Origin of the sequence: Pseudomonas sp. BF-R-24 (genome assembly GCF_019947335.1) — a bacterium.
GTDB classification, from domain to species: Bacteria; Pseudomonadota; Gammaproteobacteria; order Pseudomonadales; family Pseudomonadaceae; genus Aquipseudomonas; species Aquipseudomonas jessenii.
Map to the genome: position 1 here is coordinate 143628 of NZ_JAGYGG010000004.1, position 25811 is coordinate 169438.

At 57.9% G+C, this 25811-nt stretch carries 24 protein-coding genes and 1 pseudogene; 7 read left to right on the plus strand and 18 right to left on the minus strand.

Features of this window, described 5'->3' with window-relative positions; translation table 11 throughout:
* Window positions 1-105: 105 nt before the first annotated feature.
* The 11 genes from atpB to rpmH form a co-directional block, all read right to left on the minus strand.
* Complete coding sequence (gene atpB, locus KGA98_RS04835; RefSeq protein WP_057712662.1) at window positions 106-975, minus strand: F0F1 ATP synthase subunit A; 870 nt, start codon at window positions 973-975, stop codon at window positions 106-108.
* Between the two features lie 16 nt (window positions 976-991).
* Complete coding sequence (locus KGA98_RS04840; protein ID WP_008045685.1) at window positions 992-1399, minus strand: F0F1 ATP synthase subunit I; 408 nt, start codon at window positions 1397-1399, stop codon at window positions 992-994.
* A gap of 148 nt (window positions 1400-1547) precedes the next feature.
* A complete protein-coding gene (locus tag KGA98_RS04845; protein WP_057712660.1) occupies window positions 1548-2420 on the minus strand; it encodes a ParB/RepB/Spo0J family partition protein in 873 nt (290 codons plus the stop codon).
* 9 nt (window positions 2421-2429) lie between these two features.
* Complete coding sequence (locus KGA98_RS04850; RefSeq protein WP_046038783.1) at window positions 2430-3227, minus strand: ParA family protein; 798 nt, start codon at window positions 3225-3227, stop codon at window positions 2430-2432.
* 18 nt (window positions 3228-3245) lie between these two features.
* Complete coding sequence (gene rsmG / locus KGA98_RS04855; RefSeq protein WP_223501612.1) at window positions 3246-3890, minus strand: 16S rRNA (guanine(527)-N(7))-methyltransferase RsmG; 645 nt, start codon at window positions 3888-3890, stop codon at window positions 3246-3248.
* On the minus strand, window positions 3887-5785 hold the full coding sequence (gene mnmG, locus KGA98_RS04860) for a tRNA uridine-5-carboxymethylaminomethyl(34) synthesis enzyme MnmG (RefSeq protein ID WP_150812671.1): 1899 nt from the start codon (window positions 5783-5785) through the stop codon (window positions 3887-3889). The genes rsmG and mnmG overlap by 4 nt, the downstream gene beginning before the upstream one ends.
* Window positions 5786-6335: 550 nt before the next feature.
* Window positions 6336-7706, minus strand: coding sequence for a tRNA uridine-5-carboxymethylaminomethyl(34) synthesis GTPase MnmE (gene mnmE, locus KGA98_RS04865; protein ID WP_090452271.1), 1371 nt, complete (start codon window positions 7704-7706; stop codon window positions 6336-6338).
* 79 nt (window positions 7707-7785) lie between these two features.
* Window positions 7786-9465 carry a membrane protein insertase YidC gene (yidC, locus tag KGA98_RS04870; protein WP_057712656.1) on the minus strand — a complete coding sequence of 560 codons (1680 nt, stop codon included), beginning with the start codon at window positions 9463-9465 and terminating at the stop codon, window positions 7786-7788.
* A 2-nt stretch (window positions 9466-9467) separates the two neighbouring features.
* Window positions 9468-9713: a membrane protein insertion efficiency factor YidD gene (gene yidD, locus KGA98_RS04875; protein ID WP_010207715.1), complete on the minus strand. Its 246-nt coding sequence runs from the start codon at window positions 9711-9713 to the stop codon at window positions 9468-9470.
* The gene (rnpA, locus tag KGA98_RS04880; RefSeq protein WP_056727027.1) at window positions 9706-10107 is read right to left on the minus strand and encodes a ribonuclease P protein component; all 402 of its coding nucleotides are present in this window, start codon (window positions 10105-10107) and stop codon (window positions 9706-9708) included. The genes yidD and rnpA overlap by 8 nt, the downstream gene beginning before the upstream one ends.
* 16 nt (window positions 10108-10123) lie before the next feature.
* Window positions 10124-10258: a 50S ribosomal protein L34 gene (gene rpmH, locus KGA98_RS04885; protein WP_003213577.1), complete on the minus strand. Its 135-nt coding sequence runs from the start codon at window positions 10256-10258 to the stop codon at window positions 10124-10126.
* A gap of 566 nt (window positions 10259-10824) precedes the next feature.
* Here rpmH and dnaA point away from each other — a divergent pair.
* From dnaA to gyrB, 4 genes are read left to right on the plus strand one after another with little or no spacing between them, the layout of a single operon-like run.
* Complete coding sequence (dnaA, locus tag KGA98_RS04890; protein WP_154909739.1) at window positions 10825-12345, plus strand: chromosomal replication initiator protein DnaA; 1521 nt, start codon at window positions 10825-10827, stop codon at window positions 12343-12345.
* A gap of 39 nt (window positions 12346-12384) precedes the next feature.
* Window positions 12385-13488, plus strand: coding sequence for a DNA polymerase III subunit beta (dnaN, locus tag KGA98_RS04895; RefSeq protein ID WP_007969885.1), 1104 nt, complete (start codon window positions 12385-12387; stop codon window positions 13486-13488).
* Window positions 13489-13508: 20 nt separating this feature from the next.
* A complete protein-coding gene (recF, locus tag KGA98_RS04900) occupies window positions 13509-14612 on the plus strand; it encodes a DNA replication/repair protein RecF (RefSeq protein ID WP_007969883.1) in 1104 nt (367 codons plus the stop codon).
* A 5-nt stretch (window positions 14613-14617) separates the two neighbouring features.
* Window positions 14618-17035, plus strand: coding sequence for a DNA topoisomerase (ATP-hydrolyzing) subunit B (gene gyrB / locus KGA98_RS04905; protein ID WP_102669486.1), 2418 nt, complete (start codon window positions 14618-14620; stop codon window positions 17033-17035).
* A 60-nt stretch (window positions 17036-17095) separates the two neighbouring features.
* Here the strand turns inward: gyrB and KGA98_RS04910 are convergent.
* From KGA98_RS04910 to glyQ, 5 genes and pseudogenes are all read right to left on the minus strand, one after another.
* Window positions 17096-17285, minus strand: a pseudogene (locus KGA98_RS04910) (helix-turn-helix domain-containing protein); the annotation flags it as partial.
* A gap of 280 nt (window positions 17286-17565) precedes the next feature.
* Window positions 17566-18345: a lysophospholipid acyltransferase family protein gene (locus KGA98_RS04915; protein ID WP_057712652.1), complete on the minus strand. Its 780-nt coding sequence runs from the start codon at window positions 18343-18345 to the stop codon at window positions 17566-17568.
* Window positions 18346-18428: 83 nt separating this feature from the next.
* Window positions 18429-18968: a D-glycero-beta-D-manno-heptose 1,7-bisphosphate 7-phosphatase gene (gene gmhB / locus KGA98_RS04920; RefSeq protein WP_167362881.1), complete on the minus strand. Its 540-nt coding sequence runs from the start codon at window positions 18966-18968 to the stop codon at window positions 18429-18431.
* A 4-nt stretch (window positions 18969-18972) separates the two neighbouring features.
* On the minus strand, window positions 18973-21027 hold the full coding sequence (gene glyS / locus KGA98_RS04925; RefSeq protein ID WP_223501613.1) for a glycine--tRNA ligase subunit beta: 2055 nt from the start codon (window positions 21025-21027) through the stop codon (window positions 18973-18975).
* Window positions 21024-21977: a glycine--tRNA ligase subunit alpha gene (gene glyQ / locus KGA98_RS04930; protein ID WP_003187265.1), complete on the minus strand. Its 954-nt coding sequence runs from the start codon at window positions 21975-21977 to the stop codon at window positions 21024-21026. Before glyQ ends, glyS begins: the two co-directional genes overlap by 4 nt.
* An 81-nt stretch (window positions 21978-22058) precedes the next feature.
* On the opposite strand from glyQ, the gene tag reads away from it, so the two are divergent.
* From tag to KGA98_RS04945, 3 genes are all read left to right on the plus strand, one after another.
* The gene (tag, locus tag KGA98_RS04935; RefSeq protein ID WP_223501615.1) at window positions 22059-22616 is read left to right on the plus strand and encodes a DNA-3-methyladenine glycosylase I; all 558 of its coding nucleotides are present in this window, start codon (window positions 22059-22061) and stop codon (window positions 22614-22616) included.
* Between the two features lie 40 nt (window positions 22617-22656).
* Window positions 22657-23544: a lysophospholipid acyltransferase gene (locus KGA98_RS04940; protein WP_057712648.1), complete on the plus strand. Its 888-nt coding sequence runs from the start codon at window positions 22657-22659 to the stop codon at window positions 23542-23544.
* Between the two features lie 160 nt (window positions 23545-23704).
* On the plus strand, window positions 23705-23944 hold the full coding sequence (locus tag KGA98_RS04945; protein WP_057712647.1) for a PilZ domain-containing protein: 240 nt from the start codon (window positions 23705-23707) through the stop codon (window positions 23942-23944).
* Here the strand turns inward: KGA98_RS04945 and KGA98_RS04950 are convergent, their stop codons facing one another.
* Complete coding sequence (locus KGA98_RS04950) at window positions 23945-24259, minus strand: tetratricopeptide repeat protein (protein WP_223501616.1); 315 nt, start codon at window positions 24257-24259, stop codon at window positions 23945-23947.
* 157 nt (window positions 24260-24416) lie between these two features.
* Window positions 24417-25793 (minus strand): Trk system potassium transporter TrkA, encoded by a 1377-nt coding sequence (trkA, locus tag KGA98_RS04955; RefSeq protein ID WP_008045725.1) that lies wholly within the window; start codon window positions 25791-25793, stop codon window positions 24417-24419.
* Window positions 25794-25811: the final 18 nt, after the last annotated feature.

Consider the following 25811-nt stretch of genomic DNA (forward strand, 5'->3'; position numbering starts at 1 on the left):
TTTAGGTTTTTTAGATTAAAGCGGTAAAACAAATCGTTTCAGATGCCCCGTAAGGAGCACCTTCCCGTTTTACCGGGAAGGACATCAGACTAGTCGAGACTGGCCTTAATGGTTTTCTTCGTGCGCCATCGACAGGTAGACGATGGTCAACATCATGAAGATGAACGCCTGCAGGGTGATGATCAGGATGTGGAACACAGCCCACGCCCACTGCAGAACAACGCCCAGGCCACTAAGCCAGAGCAGACCGCTGCCGAACATCACAGCAATCAGAATGAAGACCAGCTCGCCGGCGTACATGTTGCCGAACAGACGCAGAGCCAGGGAGATCGGCTTGGCGATCAGGGTCACGAATTCCAGCAGGAAGTTCACCGGAATCAGCAGCGCCTGAACGAAGATGTTCTTGCTGCCGAACGGGTGCAGGGTCAGCTCGCCGATGAAGCCGCCGAGGCCCTTGATCTTGATGCTGTAGAAAATGATCAGCGCGAACACCGTGAAGGCCATGGCCAGAGTCGCGTTCGGGTCGGTGGTCGACACGGCGCGGAACGGGATGTGTGCATCGCCGGAGATCAGGATGGCCAGCTGAGGAATCCAGTCGACCGGTACCAGGTCGACGGCGTTCATCAGGAACACCCAGACGAAGATGGTCAGTGCCAGCGGTGCAATCACCGGGCTACGGCCATGGAAGCTGTCTTTCACGCTGCCATCGACGAATTCGACCAATACTTCAACGAAGTTCTGCAAAGCACCAGGCTGACCGGAAGTCGCTTTCTTGGCCGCCATGCGGAAAAGAAGAACGAAGATCAGACCCAATGCGACCGACCAGCCGAGAGTATCGACGTGGAAAGCCCAGAAGCCCATTTCTTTAGCTTCTGCTGCGGTGTGGGCAAAGCCCCAGCCGCCGGTAGGGTGCTGACCGAAGGTCAGGTTCTGCAAGTGGTGCTGGATATAGCCCGAAGCGGTTGTTTCTGCCATGGTTGCCTCAAACGCCCTAAGGTCTCGAAAGTCTTGTTCTCATCAGCAGGGGAGCGAACCAGCTGACCGACTGAGTCAGCACGAAGGCACCGAATACTGCAATCGGCGCCAGTGGCTTCACACCTGCAAACACCAGTGCAAACAGCACTGCCGTCAAAATCAGTTTGCCTGCCTCGCCGGCATAAAAAGACCGGACGATGGACTGGGCTGCTCGGGCGCCGGAAAACCGAAATGCCCTGTGAGCGAAATAAACATTGGGTAGCAAGGCTATCAGGCCTCCGCAGAGTCCCGAGTACCCGGCAACGACTCCATATCGGTACCAGAGCGCCAAAGCGGCGATCAGCAGCACGACAAATTGAGCCATTAACACCGGAAAAACTGCCAGGCGATGGAAGGGCAGGCGGTTTGGCGTGCGGGTTTCCATCACTTTTACTCCCCAATGGTCGGCTGCCGAAATTCAATAACTTGGCATAATTTGTGCCGACAAAATGCGCGCAGAGTATAGGGGCGGTTCTGCCCCTATTCAACTGTCAGGTAGTGATTTCCGACTGCGCGCTACATGAGGAAATGTTTCAGCGGATATGTGCAAGTACGCCTTGAAGCTCATCCAGTGAGTTGTAGCCAATCACCAACTGCCCTTTACCCTTCTTACCGTGGCGGATCTGCACCGCAGAGCCTAGGCGCTCGGCCAGGCGCTGTTCGAGACGGGCGATATCCGGGTCCGGTTTTGCCGCTTCCACAGGCTCCGGTTTACCACTCAACCACTGACGAACCAGTGCCTCGGTTTGGCGCACGGTCAGCCCGCGTGCGACAACATGTCGCGCCCCTTCAACCTGTTGAATTTCCGGCAAACCGAGCAAAGCACGGGCATGACCCATTTCCAGGTCGCCGTGGGACAACATGGTCTTGATGACTTCCGGCAAGGAAATCAGGCGCAACAGGTTGGCCACGGTCACCCGGGACTTGCCTACAGCCTCGGCCACCTGTTGCTGGGTCAGCTGGAACTCCTGCTGCAACCGCTGCAGGGCCACCGCTTCTTCAATCGGGTTCAGGTCTTCGCGCTGAATGTTCTCGATCAGCGCGATGGCGATCGCGGTTTCATCGGGTACATCGCGAACCATCGCCGGGATGGTTTCCTGCCCGGCTTGCTGGCTGGCGCGCCAGCGGCGTTCGCCGGCAATGATTTCAAAGCGGCCGCTGCCGATCGGGCGAACCACGATGGGCTGCATGACGCCCTGGGCCTTGATCGATTGCGCCAGCTCTTCGAGCGCCTGCGGATCCATGTCACGACGCGGCTGGTACTTGCCGCGCTGGAGCAGATCCAGGGGGAGATGTTGCAGCTCACGCTGATCGGCTTGCGCCGCTTGTTCTTCCAGCGAGCTGACAGTCGGACCACTCAACAGAGCATCCAGTCCACGTCCGAGACCTCGTTTCTTGACGGCCATGGGGATTCCTTAAGTTGCCTGAGCAGCGGCGATGCGTGAGTTTTTGCGTTGACGACGAACCATTTCGCCCGCCAATGCCAGGTAGGCAACGGCGCCTCGCGAAGCTTTGTCGTACGCCAGCGCCGGCATGCCGTAGCTTGGCGCTTCGGCCAGACGGATATTGCGCGGAATGACGGTGTCGTAGAGCTGCTCGCCGAAGTGTTCCTTGAGCTGCGCCGAGACATCGTTCATCAGGCTCAGGCGTGGGTCGTACATCGTACGCAGCAGGCCTTCGACCTTGAGGTTCGGGTTCAGCAGTTCAGAGATACGCTTGATGTTATCCACAAGGTCGCTCAAGCCTTCGAGTGCGAAGTACTCGCACTGCATGGGGATAATGACCCCGTCAGCGGCAACCAGTGCGTTCAAGGTCAGCATCGACAGCGACGGCGGGCAGTCGATCAGGATGTAATCGTAGTTTTCCCGGATCGGCGCCAGCGCGCTGCGCAGACGGCTTTCCTTCATCTGCATTTCCAGCAGCACCACTTCGGCTGCGGTGAGATCGCGGTTGGCCGGCAACAGCTGGTAACCACCGTGTTCGGAGAAGTGCATGGCCTGGGCCAGATCACATTCTCCGATCAGCAGGTCGTAGACCGAGTTTTCCAGGCCATGTTTATCCACACCGCTACCCATGGTGGCGTTGCCCTGTGGATCAAGATCGATCAACAGCACCCGGCGCTTGGTCGCGACCAGGGATGCTGCGAGGTTGATGCAGGTGGTGGTTTTGCCCACGCCACCCTTTTGGTTCGCAATCGCGAATACCTTAGCCATTCTTGCTTGTGTTCCCAATCATGCCGTGCGGCGCAGTATCAGCAGATGGCGTTGGCCTTGGCAACCAGGTACGGCCAGGGCGTGTTCGCTATCGAGGTGGAAGTCTGCCGGCAATGCTACCAGCTCATCGGCCGGATGAACGCCCTTCATTGCCAGCCAGCGTGTTTCGCTATCGCCGAGGTGGCGCGTCCAGTTACTGAAGTTCTCCATGCTGCTGAACGCCCGGGAAATGATTCCGTTGAAGGGCTGTGCAGGCTGGAAGGCTTCGACGCGACTGTGGATAACTTGCAGGTTATCCAGTTTGAGTTCGAGTTTGACCTGGGTCAGGAAGCGGGTTTTCTTGCCGTTGCTGTCCAGGCAGGTCACCTGGGACTCGGGAAACAGGATGGCCAGTGGAATGCCTGGCATGCCACCGCCACTGCCGACATCGAGCCAGCGCCCGTTTTCGATGAATGACATCACGCTCAGACTGTCGAGCAGATGGCGGGAAACCATTTCGTCCGGATCACGCACGGCAGTGAGGTTGTAAGCCTTGTTCCATTTTATCAACAGGGTCAGATAACCCAGCAGTTTCGCGTGCTGGGTTTCTGTCAGCGTGACGCCAAGCTGGCGGGCACCTGTGGATAACTCTTCTGCGTGTTGCGAAGTGACCAACGAACTCAAGCGCTTTGCTCCAACTGACGGCCCGCGCCGCGTTTTTTCAAATGAATCATCAACAGCGAAATGGCTGCCGGCGTAACGCCCGGTATACGCGAGGCCTGGCCCAAGGTTTCTGGACGGGTCGTGCCGAGCTTGCTCTGGATCTCCTTGGAGAGACCGGAAATATTCGTGTAATCGATATCCACAGGCAATTTGGTGTCTTCGCTGGCTCGCAGGCGGGCGATTTCATCCTGTTGACGATCAATGTAGCCGGCGTATTTGGTCTTGATCTCGACCTGCTCGGCAACCTGTGGATCTTCCGCGCCCCCACCGGTCACGGCGATGAGACCAGCGTAGTCGATTTCCGGACGGCTCAAGAGGTTGAGCAGGTTGTATTCGTGAGTCAGTGGCGTGCCGAATTTTTCGGCAATGGCATCGCCCTGTTCGGTACCAGGGCGTACCCAGGTACTTTTCAGGCGCTGCTCTTCCAGTTCGATGCTTTCGCGTTTTTTGCAGAAAGCCGCCCAGCGCACGTCATCCACCAGACCCAGTTCGCGACCTTTTTCGGTCAAGCGCAGGTCGGCGTTGTCTTCGCGCAGGATCAGGCGATATTCGGCACGTGAGGTGAACATCCGGTACGGCTCTTGGGTACCGAGGGTTATCAGGTCGTCGACCAACACGCCGATATAGGCCTCGTCGCGACGCGGGCACCAGGCCTCTTTGCCTTGCGCACGCAGTGCAGCGTTGGTCCCGGCGAGCAAACCCTGGGCACCGGCTTCTTCGTAACCGGTTGTGCCGTTGATTTGCCCGGCGAAGAACAAGCCGCCGATCACTTTGGTTTCCAGGCTGTATTTCAAATCCCGTGGATCGAAGTAGTCGTACTCGATCGCGTAGCCCGGACGCACGATGTGCGCGTTTTCCATGCCGCGGATCGATTGCACGATCTGCAATTGCACGTCGAACGGCAAGCTTGTGGATATCCCGTTCGGATACAGCTCATGGGTGGTCAAACCTTCCGGTTCGATAAACACCTGATGGCTTTCCTTGTCGGCGAAGCGATGGATCTTGTCTTCGATCGACGGGCAATAACGCGGGCCGATCCCTTCGATCTCACCGGCAGCGGAATACATCGGCGAACGGTCGAGGTTCGCGGCAATGATTTCGTGGGTGCGCGCATTCGTGTGGGTAATCCAGCAGCTGACTTGCTTCGGATGCTGCTCTTTTGACCCCATGAACGACATCACCGGGATCGGCGTATCACCCGGTTGCTCGGACATCACCGAGAAATCCACAGACCGACCGTCGATACGTGGCGGAGTACCGGTTTTCAAACGACCCACGCGCAATGGCAGTTCACGCAGACGGTGAGCCAGCGCGATCGATGGCGGATCACCGGCGCGACCGCCAGAAAAATTCTGCAAACCGATGTGGATAAGTCCACCGAGGAACGTACCGGTGGTCAACACCACGGAATCAGCGAAGAAACGCAGGCCCATTTGGGTGACAACACCACGGACTTGTTCCTGCTCGACGATCAGATCGTCAGCGGCCTGTTGAAATATCCACAGGTTCGGCTGGTTCTCCAGGATTTCGCGGACAGCTGCCTTGTACAGAACCCGGTCTGCTTGCGCGCGGGTTGCTCGCACGGCCGGACCTTTGCGGCTGTTCAACACGCGAAACTGGATACCGCCTTTATCGGTAGCCATGGCCATCGCGCCGCCGAGGGCGTCGATTTCCTTGACCAGGTGGCTTTTGCCGATCCCGCCAATGGCCGGATTGCAACTCATGGCACCGAGGGTTTCCACGTTATGCGTCAGCAATAGGGTTTTAACCCCCATACGTGCTGAGGCCAGTGCTGCCTCGGTACCGGCATGACCGCCGCCGATGACGATCACTTCAAAACGGGAAGGGAAATCCACCACGCACCTCGTGCCTGCTTAAGTAGGTAATTCAGGAATAGTTTGAGCTCAGGTTTTTGGACCTGGTCGACAAGTATAGGGACTTCGCCCTTCCTAAAGAACCCTTTGCACAAAATTTAACCAGCTGTGGAAAAGTCGGAGTTATAGAAATTAAAAAGAAAGAAATTTATTAAATCTTTGTTTTTATGTTTATTTCTATGCACCTACCTTTCTGTGGATAGATTGATATAGCCCTTTATTTTCAATGTGTACAGAGATTCAAAACCCTGTGTTCATGTGCCAATGAGGCCCTTGGATAACCGGTTTAAGCCTGTGGATGAAAGGGGTGGTTATCCACAGAGGTGGTTATGTCCAGTTTTCGAGCCCTGTTATCAACTGACCTTAGCCGCGGTTATTCACAGGGCTTAATCCACAGAAAAGTGCCGTTCGCTCGAAATTCGGGTGCAGGAATTCCGCTCAAGCAGACGAAGTCCGCTCGGCACTGGGAGTTTTTTTCAGAAAAGGAGAGAACAGACAGGCACGAATGGCCTGTCTGTGAATAACAGGAGGGCTATTTACCGATACAGAAGCTGGAAAAAATCCGCCCAAGCAGGTCATCGGAACTGAAAGCACCGGTGATTTCACCCAGCGACTGCTGAGCCTGGCGCAAATCCTCGGCCAACAACTCGCCAGCACCGGCCAGGGTCAATTGGGCACGGCCATGCTCGAGGGCCGCACTGGCATGACGTAGCGCCTCAAGGTGTCGCCGGCGAGCGCTGAAGCTGCTTTCGGACGTTTGTTCATAGCCCATGCAGGCCTTGAGGTGATCACGCAGCAGCTCCAGCCCGACACCACCCGACTTGGCGCTCAGGCTGATGGTGACATGGCCGTCCTGGCTGACCTCCAGCGCAATGGCTTCGCCCGTAAGATCGGCTTTGTTGCGGATCAGGGTGACTTTCGCGGGATCGGGACGGATTTCGAGAAACTCCGGCCAGAGTGCGAAAGGATCGAGGGCTTCCGGTGCAGTGGCATCAACCACCAACAGTACCCGATCGGCTTCGCCGATAGCTTTCAAGGCACGCTCGACGCCGATTTTTTCCACATGATCATCGGTATCGCGCAGACCGGCGGTATCCACGACGTGCAGCGGCATGCCATCGATGTGGATATGTTCGCGAAGCACGTCACGGGTGGTGCCGGCAATCTCGGTCACGATTGCTGCTTCACGCCCGGCCAGGGCATTGAGCAGGCTGGATTTACCGGCATTCGGACGACCGGCAATGACCACGGTCATACCGTCACGCAGCAAGGCGCCCTGCCCGGCTTCGCGCATGACGGTGGATAACTCGTCGCGCACTTTGTCGAGCATGCTCAGGACGTGGCCATCGGCGAGGAAGTCGATTTCCTCTTCCGGGAAATCGATGGCCGCTTCGACATAGATTCGCAGGCCGATCAATTGCTCGGTGAGGTTATGCACACGTGACGAAAAAGCACCCTGCAGGGAGCGCAACGCGTTTCGCGCAGCCTGGGCAGAACTGGCTTCAATCAGGTCGGCAATGGCTTCGGCCTGGGCGAGGTCCAGTTTGTCATTGAGGAAGGCGCGCTCACTGAATTCCCCCGGCCGGGCGAGGCGGCAACCCAGTTCCAGGCAGCGCTTGAGCAACATATCCAGAACAATCGGACCGCCATGGCCTTGCAGCTCCAGCACATCTTCGCCTGTGAACGAGTTCGGGCCGGGGAAATACAAGGCAATGCCCTGGTCCAGAACCTCGTCGTTTTCACTGAAAAACGGACCGTAGTGGGCAAATCGCGGCTTGAGCTCGCGACCGCTGAAGGCCTTGGCCGCAACGCTGGCCAACGGCCCGGAAATACGCACGATGCCTACACCCCCGCGACCTTGAGCGGTGGCGACGGCTGCGATGGTTTCGCGAGGAACGCTCATAAACCGGTATCCAGACAAAAGTGACAGATAGCAAAACGCCCCACTAGGGGGCGTTTTGAGTGGTTATCCACAGTGTAAATCAGGCAGCTGCTTTAGCGGCCGCTTCGATTTTACGCGTGATGTACCACTGTTGTGCGATGGACAGCACGTTGTTTACAACCCAGTACAGCACCAGACCGGCCGGGAACCACAGGAAGAAGAAGGTGAAGATGATTGGCATCAGCTTCATCACCTTGGCCTGCATCGGATCCGGAGGAGTCGGGTTCAACTGCTGCTGGATGAACATGGTTGCGCCCATGATGATCGGCAGAATGAAGAACGGATCCTTGATCGACAGGTCAGTAATCCACAGCATGAACGGCGCTTGGCGCATTTCAACGCTTTCCAGCAGAACCCAGTACAGCGAGAGGAAAACCGGCATCTGCACGAGGATTGGCAAGCAACCACCCAGCGGATTGATCTTCTCTTTCTTGTACAGTTCCATCATGGCTTGCGACATTTTCTGCCGGTCATCGCCATGTTGCTCTTTCAGCGCGGCCAGTTTCGGTGCCACTGCACGCATGCGCGCCATGGATTTGTAGCTGGCAGCCGACAGCGGGAAGAAGATCCCTTTGATCAGCATGGTCAGGAAGATGATCGACCAGCCCCAGTTACCCACAATGGCGTGGATGTGTTGCAGCAACCAGAAAATCGGTTGGGCGATGAACCACAGAATGCCATAGTCGACCGTCAGTTCCAGACCTGGGGACAACTCTTTGAGCACGGCCTGGCTTTTCGGACCTGCGTACAGAACAGCGCTGGTCTCGGCCTTGGCACCCGGCGCAACACTCATCGATGGGCCGGTGTAGCCGATGATGTAGTTGCCTTTGCTGTCTTTACGGGTCTGGACGACGTTGTTTTCGCCCTTGGCCGGAATCCATGCGGTCACGAAGTAGTGCTGCAACCAGGCAACCCAACCGCCAGTGACGGTTTCTTTCAGCGGCGCCTTGTCCATGTCCTTCATGGACACTTTCTTGTACGGCTCGGAACTTGTCCACAGGGCGGCGCCCAGGTAAGTCGCGGTGCCGGTAGCCGTAGTCGATGAAGGATCGGCGCTGGCGTCGCGCTTCAACTGGGCGAACATCGCACCATTCCAGGGCTGGGCGCTCTGGTTGTCGACCAAGTAGGAAACGGTTACGTCATACAGGCCGCGTTTCAGGGTGAAACGCTTGATGTAGTTGACGCCGTCTTTGCTGAACTTCAGGTCTACGACCAATTGGTCCTGACCGTCAGCCAGCTGATAAATCTTCTTCTCCGAGGAATAAACCGGACGACCGGCCGGATTTGCATCCGGACCGTTGGTGCCGATCAGACCGCTTTGCGCCAGATAAGTACGTTCGCCGCCGTTATCGAACAGCTGGAACGGAATTTCCGGGTGATCCTGACGACGCGGATACAGCGGCAGGGTCAACTGGGCAACATCGCCACCTTGTGGGTCGACAGCCAGGTCCAGTACATCCGTTTTGATCTGGATGAGGTCCTTGCTCACAGCCACCGGTGTTTCGGCAGGTGCGCTGGTGTCGCTTGCAGCACGTGGAATGTCGTCACTGGCAGAAGCGTTGGAGCCAGATGCCGTATCCGGCAGGCCCGATGCAGTCGTATTGGTGGCAACATTCTGAGTCGGCAGGGCAGCCTGGCCATAGTCCTGGTTCCATTTAAGAACCATAACGTAGGACACGATTGCCAGGGCGACGATCAGGATCGTGCGTTTGATATCCATGATTACTCGGCCATCGAAGAAGAACGGGAGGTAGGGATAGGTGGAACCGGGTCATAACCACCGGGATTCCACGGATGACAGCGACCTAAACGACGAAAGGTCAGCCAGCCACCGCGAAGAAGGCCATGATTTTCGATGGCTTCTAACGCGTAGCAGGAACAACTGGGGTAGAAACGACAGTGACTGGCCATCAGGGGACTAATGGCATAGCGATAAAACTGGATCGGAACGAGTGCCAGTTTACGCATCTGGACTGTCTACCCCTACAGTTTCGGTTTTGACTGCTGGTACTGGCGAACTGCGAGCCAGTCGTTTCCAGAGTTTGCCGAAATGCTGAATCAATTCGGGGTTTTCTACGTCGCCCAAACCTTTGCGCGCGACGATAACAATGTCCCAGCCGACCAGAGAATCCTGGTTCAGGCGAAACGATTCGCGCATCAGACGTTTGAGGCGATTGCGCTCGACGGAGAGCTTTACGCTCTTTTTCCCGATTACCAACCCGAGACGGGGGTGATCAAGATCGTTGTTGCGCGCAAGGAGCAGGAGATTTTTCCCCGGAACCTTGCCGGTAGGGGAGTCAAAGACTGCCTTGAATTGCCGGGGGGTAAGCAGACGCTTTTCCCGACTGAAGTCCTGACTCACCTCCAGTGCCGGATTATCAAACTGCCAGACGCGCACGACCTTTGGCGCGACGACGCGACAGGACGGCACGACCGTTCTTGGTAGCCATGCGAGCACGGAAACCGTGGGTACGAGCGCGTTTGATAGTGCTTGGTTGGAAAGTACGTTTCATTGTCGTGTTACCTGGTTCGTCCACAACGGGCCGGAATGGCCCCCGTTTTAAGAGACCGGGGATTCTAGAGAAAGCAAGCCTTCAGGTCAATTTCCAACCAACGTTTCCTTATAAATAGATCTCCAGAGGTTTTTCAGCACTTGCACCTTGCGTAGATATAAAAATAAGAAAGGAAAGTATTTAAAGCTTTTCTGTAAAGCTTATAAAAGCTAGGCTCGCCACCTTCTGTGGATAACTCGATTCAGCCCTTGTTTTACCTGCTGTACAGAGAATGACAACTACGGTGGAAAACAGTGTTCAGCCTGTGCTGCGCTGTCGGATAACCTGTGTGTGAAAGACCGCTTTATCCACAGCCCGGTTATCCACCGAGTTTCGCCCCCACTTGTGCAATGACCTTAACCCCGGTTATCCACAGAGCTTATGCACAGACCACTGGTCGCCTTTTTTGCTTATGAAACGGTGATTCTTCTTGGTCGATGAACCACCTTCGTGTGGATAAGTCGGCGTCTGGTCGCTACAATGGCCGCTTGTTTTTGCCTCACCGGCTTTCAACTTAGGGGATATCCGTGTCAGTGGAACTTTGGCAGCAGTGCGTGGAGCTTCTGCGCGATGAGCTGCCTGCCCAACAATTCAACACTTGGATCCGTCCACTACAGGTCGAAGCCGAAGGCGACGAGTTGCGTGTGTATGCACCCAATCGTTTTGTTCTGGACTGGGTCAACGAAAAGTACCTGGGGCGTGTTCTCGAATTGCTCGATGAGCACGGCAATGGCATGGCGCCTGCGCTTTCCTTATTAATAGGCAGCAAACGCAGTTCGGCACCCCGTGCCGCGCCAAACGCTCCCCTGGCTGCTGCGGCTTCCCAGGCCCAGGCTGCTCAAGCACCCGTCAGTCCGCCGCCGACACCTGCCGCCGTGTCGACCAAGCGTGCGACGCAAAAAGTGGCTGAAGTCTCCGAGGAAGAACCTTCCCGTGACAGCTTCGACCCGATGGCCGGAGCCAGTTCGCAACAGGCACCTGTGCGCGCCGAGCAACGTACCGTGCAGGTCGAAGGTGCGCTCAAGCACACCAGTTACCTGAACCGCACCTTTACCTTCGAGAATTTCGTTGAAGGTAAATCCAACCAGCTGGCGCGCGCCGCTGCCTGGCAGGTGGCAGACAACCCCAAGCACGGTTACAACCCACTCTTCCTTTATGGTGGTGTCGGCCTGGGTAAAACCCACTTGATGCACGCTGTGGGTAACCATCTATTAAAGAAGAACCCGAATGCCAAGGTGGTGTACCTGCATTCCGAGCGTTTCGTGGCGGACATGGTCAAGGCCCTGCAACTGAACGCGATCAACGAGTTCAAACGCTTCTACCGTTCGGTGGATGCGTTGCTGATCGATGACATTCAGTTCTTCGCCCGCAAGGAGCGTTCCCAGGAAGAGTTTTTCCACACCTTCAACGCCTTGCTCGAAGGTGGGCAGCAGGTCATTCTCACCAGTGACCGCTACCCGAAGGAAATCGAAGGCCTTGAAGAACGCCTCAAATCCCGTTTTGGCTGGGGCCTGACCGTAGCGGTCGAGCCGCCGGAGCTGGAAACCCGCGTGGCGATTCTGATGAAGAAGGCCGATCAGGCCAAAGTCGAGTTGCCTCACGACGCCGCGTTTTTCATTGCCCAGCGCATTCGCTCCAACGTCCGTGAGCTGGAAGGTGCGCTCAAGCGCGTGATCGCCCACTCGCACTTCATGGGCCGCGATATCACCATCGAGCTGATTCGCGAATCCCTTAAGGACTTGTTGGCGTTGCAGGATAAACTGGTCTCTGTGGATAACATTCAGCGCACTGTCGCCGAGTACTACAAGATCAAGATCTCCGACTTGCTGTCCAAACGCCGTTCGCGTTCGGTCGCTCGTCCGCGTCAGGTCGCCATGGCGTTGTCCAAGGAACTGACCAACCACAGCCTGCCGGAAATCGGCGATGTGTTTGGCGGCCGCGACCATACGACGGTCTTGCACGCGTGCCGCAAGATCAACGAACTTAAGGAATCCGACGCGGACATCCGCGAGGACTACAAGAACCTGCTGCGTACACTGACCACTTGATGAACACCAGCGCAGCTAATTAAGGCAAGGGACTAGACCATGCATTTCACCATTCAACGCGAAGCCCTGTTGAAACCCCTGCAACTGGTCGCAGGCGTCGTCGAACGCCGACAGACCTTGCCGGTACTTTCCAACGTGCTGCTGGTTGTCGAAGGCCAGCAATTGTCGCTGACCGGTACCGACCTGGAAGTCGAGCTGGTCGGTCGTGTTCAACTCGAAGAGCCGGCGGATCCGGGTTCCATCACCGTGCCGGCGCGCAAGCTGATGGACATCTGCAAAAGCCTGCCGAACGATGCGCTGATCGACATCAAGGTCGACGAGCAGAAGCTTGTGGTCAAGGCTGGCCGTAGCCGCTTCACCCTGTCGACACTGCCGGCCAACGACTTCCCTACCGTGGAAGAAGGCCCGGGTTCGCTGACCTGCAGCCTGGAGCAAAGCAAGCTGCGTCGCCTGATCGAACGCACCAGCTTCGCCATGGCCCAGCAGGACGTGCGTTACTACCTCAACGGCATGTTGCTGGAAGTTTCCGCGGGCGTGATCCGCGCGGTAGCCACCGACGGTCACCGTCTGGCCATGTGCTCGATGCAGGCCGACATCGGCCAGCCGGATCGTCACCAGGTCATCGTGCCGCGCAAAGGTATCCTCGAACTGGCTCGCCTGCTCACCGAGCCGGACGGCAATGTCAGCATCGTGCTGGGTCAGCATCACATCCGCGCCACCACCGGTGAGTTCACCTTCACCTCGAAGCTGGTTGACGGAAAATTCCCGGACTACGAGCGAGTTCTGCCTAAAGGCGGCGACAAGCTGGTTCTTGGTGATCGTCAGGCTCTGCGCGAAGCGTTCAGCCGTACCGCCATTCTGTCCAACGAGAAGTACCGTGGTATCCGTCTGCAACTGGCCAGCGGTCAGCTGAAGATCCAGGCGAACAACCCGGAGCAGGAAGAGGCGGAAGAAGAAGTGGGCGTTGAATACAATGGCGGCTCTCTGGAAATCGGCTTCAACGTGAGCTACCTGCTCGACGTACTGGGCGTGATGACCACCGAGCAGGTTCGTCTGATCCTGTCCGACTCCAACAGCAGCGCGCTGGTGCAGGAATCGGATAACGACGACTCGGCCTACGTTGTCATGCCGATGCGTCTGTAATCATGTTCAGCAGAAGCTAGATGTCCTTAAGTCGCGTCTCGGTCACCGCGGTGCGCAATCTGCACCCGGTGACCTTCTCCCCCTCCCCCCGCATCAATATTCTTTACGGCGCCAACGGCAGCGGCAAAACCAGTGTTCTGGAAGCCATCCATCTGCTGGGGCTTGCCCGTTCGTTTCGCAGCACCCGTCTGTTGCCGGTCATTCAATACGAACAGCTTGCCTGTACGGTTTTTGGCCAGGTTGAACTGGCGGAGGGTGGGCATAGCGCCTTGGGCATCTCACGGGATCGCCAAGGGGAATTCCAGATCCGTATCGATGGGCAGAATGCTCGCAGCGCCGCGCAACTGGCCGAGATCTTGCCACTGCAACTGATCAATCCGGATAGCTTTCGATTGCTGGAAGGCGCGCCGAAGATTCGCCGACAGTTTCTCGACTGGGGTGTGTTCCACGTGGAACCGCGCTTCATGTCAACCTGGCAGCGCTTGCAGAAGGCCCTGCGCCAGAGAAACTCTTGGCTGCGGCATGGTACACTTGACGCCGTTTCGCAAGCGGTTTGGGACAGGGAACTGTGCCAGGCCAGCGCTGAAATCGATGAATACCGCCGCGCTTATATCAAAGCCTTGAAACCAGTCTTTGAACAAACCTTGAGCGAACTGGTTGAGCTTGAAGGCTTGACGCTCAGCTATTACCGCGGCTGGGACAAGGACCGTGAACTGAGTGCTGTGCTCGCCGGGTCTCTTCAGCGGGACCAGCAAATGGGACATACCCAGGCCGGACCACAACGCGCTGATTTGCGGCTCAGACTGGGTGCGCACAACGCCGCGGACATCTTGTCCCGAGGCCAGCAGAAGTTGGTGGTTTGCGCATTACGGATTGCCCAAGGGCACTTGGTCAGCCAGGCTCGACGCGGTCAGTGTATTTATCTGGTGGATGACTTGCCGTCCGAACTGGACGAGCACCACCGTCGCGCCCTTTGCCGCTTGTTGGAAGACTTACGCTGCCAGGTATTTATCACCTGTGTAGATCACGAATTATTGAGGGAAGGCTGGCAGACGGAAACGCCAGTCGCTCTGTTCCACGTGGAACAGGGCCGTATCACCCAGACCCACGACCATCGGGAGTGAAGGCATTGAGCGAAGAAAATACGTACGACTCAACGAGCATTAAAGTGCTGAAAGGCCTGGATGCCGTACGCAAACGTCCCGGTATGTATATTGGCGACACCGACGATGGCAGCGGTCTGCACCACATGGTGTTCGAGGTGGTCGACAACTCGATCGACGAAGCGCTCGCCGGCTACTGCGACGACATCAGCATCATCATCCACCCGGATGAGTCCATCACCGTTCGCGACAACGGCCGTGGCATCCCGGTAGACGTACACAAGGAAGAAGGCGTTTCGGCAGCCGAGGTCATCATGACCGTGCTGCACGCCGGCGGTAAATTCGACGACAACTCCTACAAGGTTTCCGGCGGTCTGCACGGTGTGGGTGTGTCGGTAGTTAACGCCCTGTCGGAAGAGCTGGTCCTGACCGTTCGCCGTAGCGGCAAGATCTGGGAACAGACTTACGTCCACGGTGTTCCGCAAGAACCGATGAAAATCGTTGGCGACAGCGAAACCACCGGTACACAGATCCACTTCAAGGCTTCCAGCGAAACCTTCAAGAACATCCACTTCAGCTGGGACATCCTGGCCAAGCGGATTCGTGAACTGTCGTTCCTCAACTCCGGTGTCGGTATCGTCCTCAAGGACGAGCGCAGCGGCAAGGAAGAACTGTTCAAATACGAAGGCGGCCTGCGTGCGTTCGTTGAATATCTGAACACCAACAAGACCCCGGTCAACCAGGTGTTCCACTTCAACGTCCAGCGTGAAGACGGCATCGGCGTGGAAATTGCCCTGCAGTGGAACGACAGCTTCAACGAGAACCTGTTGTGCTTCACCAACAACATTCCACAGCGCGACGGCGGTACTCACCTGGTGGGTTTCCGTTCCGCACTGACGCGTAACCTGAACACCTACATCGAAGCGGAAGGCCTGGCGAAGAAGCACAAAGTCGCCACTACCGGTGACGATGCCCGTGAAGGCCTGACCGCGATCATTTCGGTAAAAGTGCCGGATCCGAAGTTCAGCTCCCAGACCAAAGACAAGTTGGTGTCTTCCGAAGTGAAGACCGCGGTCGAACAGGAAATGGGCAAGTACTTCTCCGACTTCCTGCTGGAAAACCCGAACGAAGCCAAGCTGGTCGTCGGCAAGATGATCGATGCGGCCCGTGCCCGTGAAGCGGCACGTAAAGCCCGTGAGATGACCCGCCGCAAAGGCGCGCTGGACATCGCAGGCCTGCCGGGCAAACTGGCCGACTGCCAGGAAAAGGACCCTGCCCTGTCCGAACTGTACCTCGTGGAAGGTGACTCCGCGGGCGGCTCTGCCAAGCAGGGACGTAACCGCAAGACCCAGGCGATTCTACCCCTCAAGGGTAAAATCCTGAACGTCGAGAAGGCACGCTTCGACAAGATGATCTCTTCCCAGGAAGTGGGCACCTTGATCACTGCGCTGGGCTGCGGCATCGGTCGCGAAGAGTACAACATCGACAAGTTGCGCTATCACAACATCATCATCATGACCGATGCTGACGTCGACGGTTCGCACATCCGTACCCTGCTGCTGACCTTCTTCTTCCGTCAGCTGCCGGAGCTGATCGAGCGTGGCTACATCTACATCGCTCAGCCGCCGCTGTACAAAGTGAAGAAAGGCAAGCAAGAGCAATACATCAAAGACGACGACGCCATGGAAGAGTACATGACGCAGTCGGCCCTGGAAGATGCGAGCCTGCACCTGAACGAGGAGGCACCGGGTATCTCCGGCGAAGCCCTCGAGCGTCTGGTGAATGACTTCCGTCTGGTGATGAAGACCCTCAAGCGTCTGTCGCGCCTGTACCCACAGGAATTGACCGAGCACTTCATCTACCTGCCGGCTGTCAGCATGGATCAGTTGTCCGATCATGCAGCGATGCAGGACTGGCTGGCCCAGTACGAAGTGCGTCTGCGTACTGTCGAGAAGTCGGGTCTGGTCTACAAGGCCAGCCTGCGTGAAGACCGTGAGCGTGGCGTGTGGCTGCCAGAGGTCGAACTGATCTCCCACGGCCTGTCGAACTACGTCACCTTCAACCGCGACTTCTTCGGCAGCAACGACTACAAGACCGTCGTTTCCCTGGGCGCTCAACTGAGCACCCTGCTGGACGACGGCGCGTACATCCAGCGTGGCGAACGCCGTAAGTCGGTCACCGAGTTCAAGGAAGCCCTGGACTGGCTGATGGCTGAAAGCACCAAACGCCACACCATTCAGCGATACAAAGGTCTGGGCGAGATGAACCCGGACCAGCTGTGGGAAACCACCATGGACCCAAGCGTGCGTCGCATGCTGAAAGTGACTATCGAAGACGCCATTGGCGCGGACCAGATCTTCAACACCCTGATGGGTGATGCGGTCGAACCACGTCGTGACTTCATCGAAAGCAATGCCCTGGCGGTGTCCAACCTGGACTTCTGATCCCGGTCGACACCAACGAAAAGGCCAATGCATTTGCATTGGCCTTTTTTTGCCTGCGTTTTACTCGCTCGCCGGTGCCACACTCTCCAACCGATACCCATAAATCGTCAGCAACTGCCAACTGCCAACCGCGATCCGCCGTCAGCCCAAGCTTGTTGCGCAGGCGATAGATGTGAGTATCGAGCGGCCGGGACGAGGACACTTCTTCATGGGGCCAGAATCGTTCGTACAGGTAATCCCGCGACCAGGCGCTGCCCATCGCGCAGCTGAAGATCGAACTGTTCAGCCAATACTGGCGCTTTTCTTCCACCGAAGGTATCGATGGTGTGGGGTTGGGATTATCGATGGTCAAAGCCGTTGTGGATGGGCATAAAAAAACCGGCTATATCCGCCGGTTTTTTTACGTCCAAAAAAACTTATGCACGTTTTTATGGTTTTTATCATTCTAAGAAATATGTAAAAAAATCATAATGTTACGTACAAGAAACGACGCTTTTCAATGAAACGGTACACAGGTTATCCACAGAATCTCAGACAACCACCTGATCGTTTGAAACCGGCGCTTGTGGAGCCGGTGGCAGTGAGCCCATTTCCCGTTGCATCTGCTCGTTCCACGCCTGGACCCGGTCGTTCAATTCAGCAATGGCTCGTGGTCCGGTGCCTGCGGCATACATAGGCTCACCAATGATCACAGTGATGACGCCCTGCTTCTTCGCCCAACCGGTTTTCGGCCAGAACTTGCCTGCGTTGTGCGCAATCGGCAGCACCGGCAATTCGGCGTTGACCGCCAAAGCACTGCCACCGCGCGAGAACTTTCCGACGGTGCCGAAAGGAACGCGCGTGCCTTCGGGGAAGATCAACACCCAGACATTGTCCTTGAGCAACTCATCACCTTTTTGAGCCACATGCTTGAGTGCTGCTTTCGGGTTGTCGCGATCGATGGCGATCGGTCGCAGCATGGCCATGGCCCAACCGAAGAACGGCACATAGAGCAACTCACGTTTGAGCACCTGGCTCAGCGGTGAGAAGTAGGCGGAGAGAAAAAACGTCTCCCAGGTACTCTGATGGTTCGATTGAATCACGCACGGCCGTTCAGGTACGTTCTCGGCACCCTTCACTTCGTAGCGAATACCAAGGAACACTTTGCTCAGCCACAGGGCACAACGGCACCAATACACGTTGATGAAGCGATAACGTGCCTTGAAGGGCAGAAACGGCGCGATAAAAAAACTCAGGCTGCACCACAGCAAGGAGCTGGTGCCCAGCAGCAGGTAAAAGAGGAAGGTTCTGATGGCCTGCAATATCGACATGGTGACGTTTACCGTTGCGGGAATTGCCCGCCTGTATAAAGCGCACTCCTGATGGGTCCTTTATCAGGAATTTCAGAAGCACTCTAATTGTGGATAAGTTCTGCGGCAATCGCCGCCAGATCGTCAAAAATCAATGTGCCAACCGGAAGGGTCTTGCCCAAAGTCTTTTCGCCTTTCCCGGTCTTCACCAAAACTGGCTGTGAATCGACGGCTTTGGCGGCTTCCAGGTCACCAAGGCTGTCGCCGACGAACCAGAGATCGGTCAGCGACACGTTGTAATGAGCGGCGATGGTTTTCAACATCCCGGGTTTCGGCTTGCGGCAATCGCAGCCTTCGTCCGGCCCATGCGGGCAGTAGACGATCAGGCCGACTTCACCACCCTGCTCCGCCACCAACGCGCGCAAGCGCTCGTGCATGGCATTGAGGGTGGCAAGGTCGTAATAGCCGCGAGCGATGCCCGACTGGTTGGTAGCGACGGCTACCGTCCAGCCAGCCTTGCTCAACTGCGCGATGGCTTCGATCGAACCGGGGAGCGGAATCCACTCCTCCACCGACTTGATGTAAGCGTCGGAGTCGTAATTGATCACTCCGTCCCGATCGAGAATCAGCAGTTTCAACAGCAGTCCCTCAACCCAGCAGCGAAATGTCGGCAACGCCGAGGAACAACCCACGCAGACGCGCCAGCAATGCATAACGGTTGGCGCGGACCTTTGCGTCCTCCGCGTTGACCATCACGGCTTCGAAGAACGCATCCACCGGTTCGCGCAGTGCAGCCAGGCGTGCCAGTGATTCGCTGTACTGACGCGAGGCGGCCATTGGCTGTACAGCCTGGTCAGCCTGCTGGATCGCCGAGTACAGGGAGAACTCGTTGGCGTTGTCGAAGTACTTGGCTTCCACGACTGTCGGAACGGAGCCTTCGACCTTGCTCAGCAAATTCGACACGCGCTTGTTCACGGCGGCCAGGGCGGCAGCTTCCGGCAGTTTGCGGAAAGCCTGTACCGCTTGCACGCGCTGGTCGAAGTCCAGGGCCGAACCGGGTTTCAGGGCACGTACCGACAGGTAGGTCGCCACATCGACGCCTTCGTCTTCGTAACGGGCACGCAGGCGGTCGAAGATGAATTCCAGCACCGAATCGTTCAGGCCCGCAGCCTTGACCTTGGGACCGAACGCATTCACAGCGAAGGCCACGGCGTCGTTCAGGTCCAGATCCAGTTGCTTCTCGATCAGGATACGCAACACGCCCAGTGCAGCACGGCGCAGGGCGTACGGGTCTTTGCTGCCGGTCGGCAGCATGCCGATACCGAAGATTCCCACGAGGGTGTCGAGCTTGTCGGCAATGGCCACGGCCGCACCGGTCAGGGTGCTTGGCAGTTCAGCGCCGGCACCGCGCGGCATGTACTGCTCGTTCAGCGCCAGTGCGACATCTTCCGGCTCGCCATCGTTGAGGGCGTAGTAGTAACCGGCGACACCTTGCATCTCCGGGAACTCGCCGACCATCTCGGTCGACAGGTCACACTTGGACAGCAGGCCTGCACGAGCAGCCCACGAAGCGTTGCCGCCAATGCGCGCCGCGATGTAGGCGGCGAGTCTGGAAACGCGTTCGGCCTTGTCGTAGACGCTGCCGAGTTTTTCCTGGAACACCACGTTTTGCAGGCGCAGGTTGAAGTCTTCGAGCTTTTGCTTCTTGTCTTGCTTGAAGAAGAACTCGGCGTCGGTCAGGCGTGGGCGAACCACTTTCTCGTTACCGGCGATGATCTGCTGTGGGTCCTTGCTCTCGATGTTGGCCACGGTAATGAAACGTGGCAGCAACTTGCCGTCGGCGTCCAGCAGGCAGAAGTACTTCTGGTTGTCCTGCATGGTGGTGATCAGGGCTTCCTGCGGCACGTCGAGGAAGCGCTCCTCGAACGAGCACACCAGCGGCACCGGCCATTCGACCAGCGCGGTCACTTCATCGAGCAGCGCTGGAGGAACGATTGCCGTGCCTTCCTGACGGGTGGCCAGCTCTTCGGTGCGCTTGCTGATGATCTCGCGACGCTCGTTGGCGTCGGCCAAAACGTAGGCGGCACGCAGGTCGGCCAGGTAGCTGGACGGCGAACCGATGCGCACGTTTTCCGGGTGATGGAAGCGGTGACCACGGGAATCGCGGCCGGCCTTCTGGGCGAGGATGGTGCAGTCGATGACCTGGTCACCGAGCAGCATCACCAGCCACTGGGTCGGACGAACGAATTCTTCCTTGCGCGCGCCCCAACGCATGCGTTTCGGGATCGGCAGGTCGTTCAGCGAATCTTCGACGATGGTCGGCAGCAGGCTCGAAGTCGCCTTGCCGGCAATGCTCTGGCTGTAGCGCAGTTTCGGACCGCTCTGATCGATTTCGCTCAGGTCGACGCCGCACTTCTTGGCGAAGCCCAATGCTGCCTGGGTCGGGTTGCCTTCAGCATCGAACGCGGCCTGACGCGGCGGGCCGTCGAGGTTGATGCTGCGATCCGGCTGCTGGGTGGCCAGTGCGGTGATCAGCACGGCCAGGCGGCGCGGAGCGGCATAAACGGTTTTGCTCTCGTAGTTCAGGCCGGCAGCTTGCAGGCCCTTGTCGATACCGGCGAGGAACGCCTCGGCCAGGGTGTTCAGGGCTTTGGGTGGCAGTTCTTCAGTGCCCAGTTCAACCAGAAAATCCAGAGCACTCATTGTGCAGCCTCCAGCTTGGCCAGTACTTCATCACGCAGGTCCGGGGTCGCCATCGGGAAGCCCAGCTTGGCGCGAGCCAGCAGGTAGGCTTGCGCAACGGAACGCGCCAGGGTGCGTACACGCAGGATGTATTGCTGACGCGCGGTCACCGAGATCGCCCGGCGCGCATCCAGCAGGTTGAAGGTGTGGGAAGCCTTCAACACCATTTCGTAGCTCGGCAACGGCAGCGGCTGGTCGAGTTCGATCAGGCGCTTGGCTTCGCTTTCGTAGAAATCGAACAGTTCGAACAGCTTGTCGACATTGGCGTGTTCGAAGTTGTAAGTGGACTGCTCCACTTCATTCTGGTGGAACACGTCGCCGTAGGTCACTTTGCCGAACGGACCGTCAGCCCACACCAGGTCGTAGACCGAGTCCACGCCTTGCAGGTACATGGCCAGACGTTCGAGGCCGTAGGTGATCTCGCCGGTCACCGGGTAGCACTCGATGCCGCCCGCTTGCTGGAAGTAGGTGAACTGGGTCACTTCCATGCCGTTGAGCCAGACTTCCCAGCCCAGACCCCAGGCGCCGAGGGTCGGCGATTCCCAGTTGTCTTCGACGAAGCGAATGTCGTGGACCAGCGGGTCCAGGCCAACGTGCTTGAGAGAGCCCAGGTACAGTTCCTGGAAGTTGTCTGGGTTCGGCTTCAGGACCACCTGGAACTGGTAGTAGTGCTGCAGACGGTTCGGGTTTTCACCGTAACGGCCGTCAGTCGGACGGCGGCTTGGCTGCACGTAGGCGGCGTTCCAGGTTTCCGGGCCGATGGCGCGCAGGAATGTTGCGGTGTGGAAAGTGCCGGCGCCTACTTCCATATCGTAGGGCTGAAGTACCACACAACCTTGCTCGGCCCAGTATTGCTGGAGGGCGAGGATCAAGTCTTGGAAGGTACGCACGGCTGGCGTAGGCTGGCTCACGAAATTCACCTGTTTCTTGGGCTGCGATTTAAAGAGCGGGAGTATACCCGATTCATTGCTGCGCACGCCCCCTGGAGCCTTATGCCACGCTGCTTTTGGTGTTCCGAAGATCCGCTGTACATGGCTTATCACGATCAGGAGTGGGGCACGCCGCTACGGGATGCGCAGGGATTGTTCGAGTTGCTTTTGCTCGAAGGGTTCCAGGCCGGGCTCTCCTGGATCACCGTGCTGCGCAAGCGCGAGCGTTATCGCGAAGTTTTGTTCGGCTTCGACGTGCAGCGCGTGGCGCAGATGAGCGATGCCGAAATCGACGAGCTGATGCTCGATCCCGGCATCATCCGCAACCGACTCAAGCTCAACGCGGCTCGGCGCAATGCCCAGGCCTGGCTGGCGCTGGAGGATCCGGTGGCGTTTCTGTGGTCATTCGTCGGCGGCACGCCTGTGATCAATCATTTCAAGGATCGCAGCGAAGTCCCGGCCGTGACGCCGACTGCCGTGGATATGAGCAAAGGCTTGAAAAAGGCCGGTTTCACGTTCGTCGGGCCGACCATCTGCTACGCGCTGATGCAGGCCTCGGGCATGGTCATGGATCACACCCGCGATTGCGACCGCTACGCGCAGCTGGCGAACGGCGGTTAGAATGGCCGCCTCGCGCACAGCACAAGATCAGGAGTGACCTGTGGATAAGTTTAAAGGCGCCTTGCTGGTAGGCGCTCTGCGGCTGTTTGCCCTGCTTCCGTGGTGGGCCGTGCAGGCCGTGGGCTCGGCGATTGGCTGGGTTATGTGGAAAACCCCGAACCGTTCCCGCGACGTGGTACGGATCAATCTGTCCAAGTGCTTTCCGGACATGGACCCCGCAGAGCGTGAACGCCTGGTAGGCCAGAGCCTGAAAGACATCGGCAAGTCCCTGACCGAGAGTGCCTGCGCCTGGATCTGGCCGGCCCAGCGCTCCATCGACCTGGTGCGCGAAGTCGAAGGCCTTGACGTATTGAAGGACGCCCTTGCCTCCGGCAAAGGCGTGGTCGGCATCACCAGCCACCTGGGCAACTGGGAAGTGCTCAATCACTTCTATTGCAGCCAGTGCAAACCGATCATTTTCTACCGTCCGCCGAAATTGAAGGCAGTGGATGAATTGCTGCAAAAGCAGCGGGTGCAGTTGGGTAACAAGGTCGCGGCTTCCACCAAGGAAGGCATCCTCAGTGTCATCAAGGAAGTGCGCAAAGGTGGTGCAGTGGGCATTCCCGCTGACCCGGAACCGTCCGAATCCGCCGGGATCTTCGTGCCGTTCTTCGCCACTCAGGCACTGACCAGCAAGTTCGTACCGAACATGCTGGCCGGCGGCAAAGCAGTCGGCGTATTCCTGCACGCCCTGCGCCTGCCGGACGGTTCGGGCTACAAAGTGATCCTTGAAGCCGCGCCAGAGGCCATGTACAGCACCGATACGGCAGAGTCCTGTGCGGCCATGAGCCAAGTGGTCGAGCGCTATGTGCGGGCGTACCCGAGCCAGTACATGTGGAGCATGAAGCGCTTCAAGAAGCGCCCACCGGGTGAAGAGCGTTGGTATTGACTTACTTGGCACACTCTGTGGATAACCTGTAGGAGCGAGCTTGCTCGCGATGGACGTTAACGATGATGTGGGCTGCCAGGTTGAACGCGGCACCCTGGCATCCATCGCGAGCAAGCTCGCTCCTGCACGTATCCACAACCGTTCATCAGGGCGCAAAAAGATGTCCGAACACCGCAAATCATTTCGCATCAAGATCAGTCACGAAAGCATCGGCGATTGCCTGGGCCAGACGCGCAACCTGTCGACCACCGGCGTCTACGTCAAGCATCCGAAACTGTCGGCGCTGCCCCGGGGGGCGGTGGTTTACGGACAGGTGCAGGACTTACCCACAGGCGCGCCTCGCGTGCGCATGGAAGTGGTGCAGGTGGACGCCGAGGGCATCGGTTTGCGCTATCTCTGATCAGTGGGCCTGACGCTCGAGCTTCTTCAGGAACACCGTCATTTCCTTCTCCGCCTGCTTGTCGCCATGGCCGCGAGCAGCTTCCAGGCCTTGTTCCCAAGCCTGCCGCGCGGCCGCAAAGTCCGCCAGCGCCAGATGGGCCTTGCCCAGTAGTTTCCACGCCGCCGAATACTTCGGATCGAATTCGACGCAGCGCTGCAAATGCTCCGCAGCCTTGGCGTTTTCCCCCAGATCCAGATAGCCCTTGCCCAGGCCGAAGCGCAGCAAAGCGTTATCCACACCCTTGGCGAGCATTTTTTCCAGGGATTCGATCATCGGTGGATTCCTTGCCTGAGGCATGTCAGGGGTTGATTTACTGTAGGGGCGAGCTTGCTCGCGATGAAGCTGAAAGCGACGCGGGGTGTCTGGTTTCCAGCATTATCGTTGACGACCATCGCGAGCAGGGCTCGCTCCTGCAAAGGCAGGCCCCGGATCAGAAGAAGCTCAGCCCCACATGGAACAGCTTCTCTACATCGCGAATATGCTTTTTATCCACAAGGAACAGAATCACGTGGTCGCCCGCTTCGATCACGGTGTCGTCGTGGGCGATGATCACCTCTTCGTCGCGGATGATTGCACCGATGGTGGTGCCCGGCGGCAGGCCAATGTTCTCGATGGCCTTGCCGATCACCTTGCTCGATTTCGCATCGCCATGGGCAATCGCCTCGATGGCCTCCGCCGCACCCCGGCGCAGTGAATGCACACTGACGATGTCACCCCGGCGCACGTGGGCCAGCAATGTGCCGATGGTCGCCAGTTGCGGGCTGATGGCGATGTCGATGTCGCCGCCCTGGATCAGATCGACATAAGCCGGGTTGTTGATGATGGTCATCACCTTCTTCGCGCCCAGGCGCTTGGCCAGCAGCGACGACATGATGTTGGCTTCGTCGTCGTTGGTCAGGGCCAGGAAAAGGTCAGCGTCGGCGATGTTCTCTTCCATCAGCAGGTCGCGGTCCGAAGCGCTGCCCTGCAACACCACTGTGCTGTCCAGTGTGTCGGAGAGATGACGGCAACGTGCCGGATTCATCTCGATGATTTTCACCTGATAACGGCTTTCGATGGCCTCGGCCAGACGCTCGCCAATCTGCCCGCCACCGGCGATGACGATGCGTTTATAGGTTTCGTCGAGACGGCGCATTTCGCTCATCACCGCACGAATGTTCGCCTTGGCGGCGATAAAAAATACTTCGTCGTCGGCCTCGATCACCGTGTCGCCCTGGGGCAGGATCGGCCGGTCACGACGGAAAATCGCCGCAACGCGGGTTTCCACGTTCGGCATGTGTTCACGCAACTGCCGCAGTTGCTGGCCCACCAGCGGCCCGCCGTAGTACGCCCGCACCGCCACCAGTTGCGCCTTGCCTTCGGCGAAGTCGATTACTTGCAAGGCACCGGGGTGCTGGATCAGGCGCTTGATGTAGTTGGTGACCACTTGTTCCGGGCTGATCAGCACGTCCACCGGAATCGCTTCGTTCTGGAACAACTGCTCTTCGCGGGTCAGGTACGCGGCTTCGCGAACCCGGGCGATTTTGGTCGGGGTGTGGAACAGGGTATGGGCGACCTGGCAGGCGACCATGTTGGTTTCGTCGCTGTTGGTCACCGCGACCAGCATGTCGGCGTCATCGGCTCCGGCCTGGCGCAACACGGTCGGGAACGAGCCACGACCTTGTACCGTGCGGATGTCCAGGCGGTCACCAAGGTCGCGCAGGCGTTCGCCATCGGTGTCGACCACAGTAATATCGTTGGCTTCGCTGGCCAGGTGTTCCGCCAGCGAACCGCCGACTTGCCCTGCACCGAGGATGATGATTTTCATCCAGTCACTCCATTGAAT

Bases quoted from the DNA above. Each gene is read 5' to 3' on its own strand.
- atpB (WP_057712662.1), bottom strand. From the start codon at position 975: ATGGCAGAAACAACCGCTTCGGGCTATATCCAGCACCACTTGCAGAAC.
- KGA98_RS04840 (WP_008045685.1), bottom strand. From the start codon at position 1,399: ATGGAAACCCGCACGCCAAACCGCCTGCCCTTCCATCGCCTGGCAGTT.
- KGA98_RS04845 (WP_057712660.1), bottom strand. From the start codon at position 2,420: ATGGCCGTCAAGAAACGAGGTCTCGGACGTGGACTGGATGCTCTGTTG.
- KGA98_RS04850 (WP_046038783.1), bottom strand. From the start codon at position 3,227: ATGGCTAAGGTATTCGCGATTGCGAACCAAAAGGGTGGCGTGGGCAAA.
- mnmE (WP_090452271.1), bottom strand. From the start codon at position 7,706: ATGAGCGTTCCTCGCGAAACCATCGCAGCCGTCGCCACCGCTCAAGGT.
- yidC (WP_057712656.1), bottom strand. From the start codon at position 9,465: ATGGATATCAAACGCACGATCCTGATCGTCGCCCTGGCAATCGTGTCC.
- yidD (WP_010207715.1), bottom strand. From the start codon at position 9,713: ATGCGTAAACTGGCACTCGTTCCGATCCAGTTTTATCGCTATGCCATT.
- rpmH (WP_003213577.1), bottom strand. From the start codon at position 10,258: ATGAAACGTACTTTCCAACCAAGCACTATCAAACGCGCTCGTACCCAC.
- dnaN (WP_007969885.1), top strand. From the start codon at position 12,385: ATGCATTTCACCATTCAACGCGAAGCCCTGTTGAAACCCCTGCAACTG.
- recF (WP_007969883.1), top strand. From the start codon at position 13,509: ATGTCCTTAAGTCGCGTCTCGGTCACCGCGGTGCGCAATCTGCACCCG.
- KGA98_RS04915 (WP_057712652.1), bottom strand. From the start codon at position 18,345: ATGTCGATATTGCAGGCCATCAGAACCTTCCTCTTTTACCTGCTGCTG.
- glyS (WP_223501613.1), bottom strand. From the start codon at position 21,027: ATGAGTGCTCTGGATTTTCTGGTTGAACTGGGCACTGAAGAACTGCCA.
- tag (WP_223501615.1), top strand. From the start codon at position 22,059: ATGCCACGCTGCTTTTGGTGTTCCGAAGATCCGCTGTACATGGCTTAT.
- KGA98_RS04945 (WP_057712647.1), top strand. From the start codon at position 23,705: ATGTCCGAACACCGCAAATCATTTCGCATCAAGATCAGTCACGAAAGC.
- KGA98_RS04950 (WP_223501616.1), bottom strand. From the start codon at position 24,259: ATGATCGAATCCCTGGAAAAAATGCTCGCCAAGGGTGTGGATAACGCT.
- trkA (WP_008045725.1), bottom strand. From the start codon at position 25,793: ATGAAAATCATCATCCTCGGTGCAGGGCAAGTCGGCGGTTCGCTGGCG.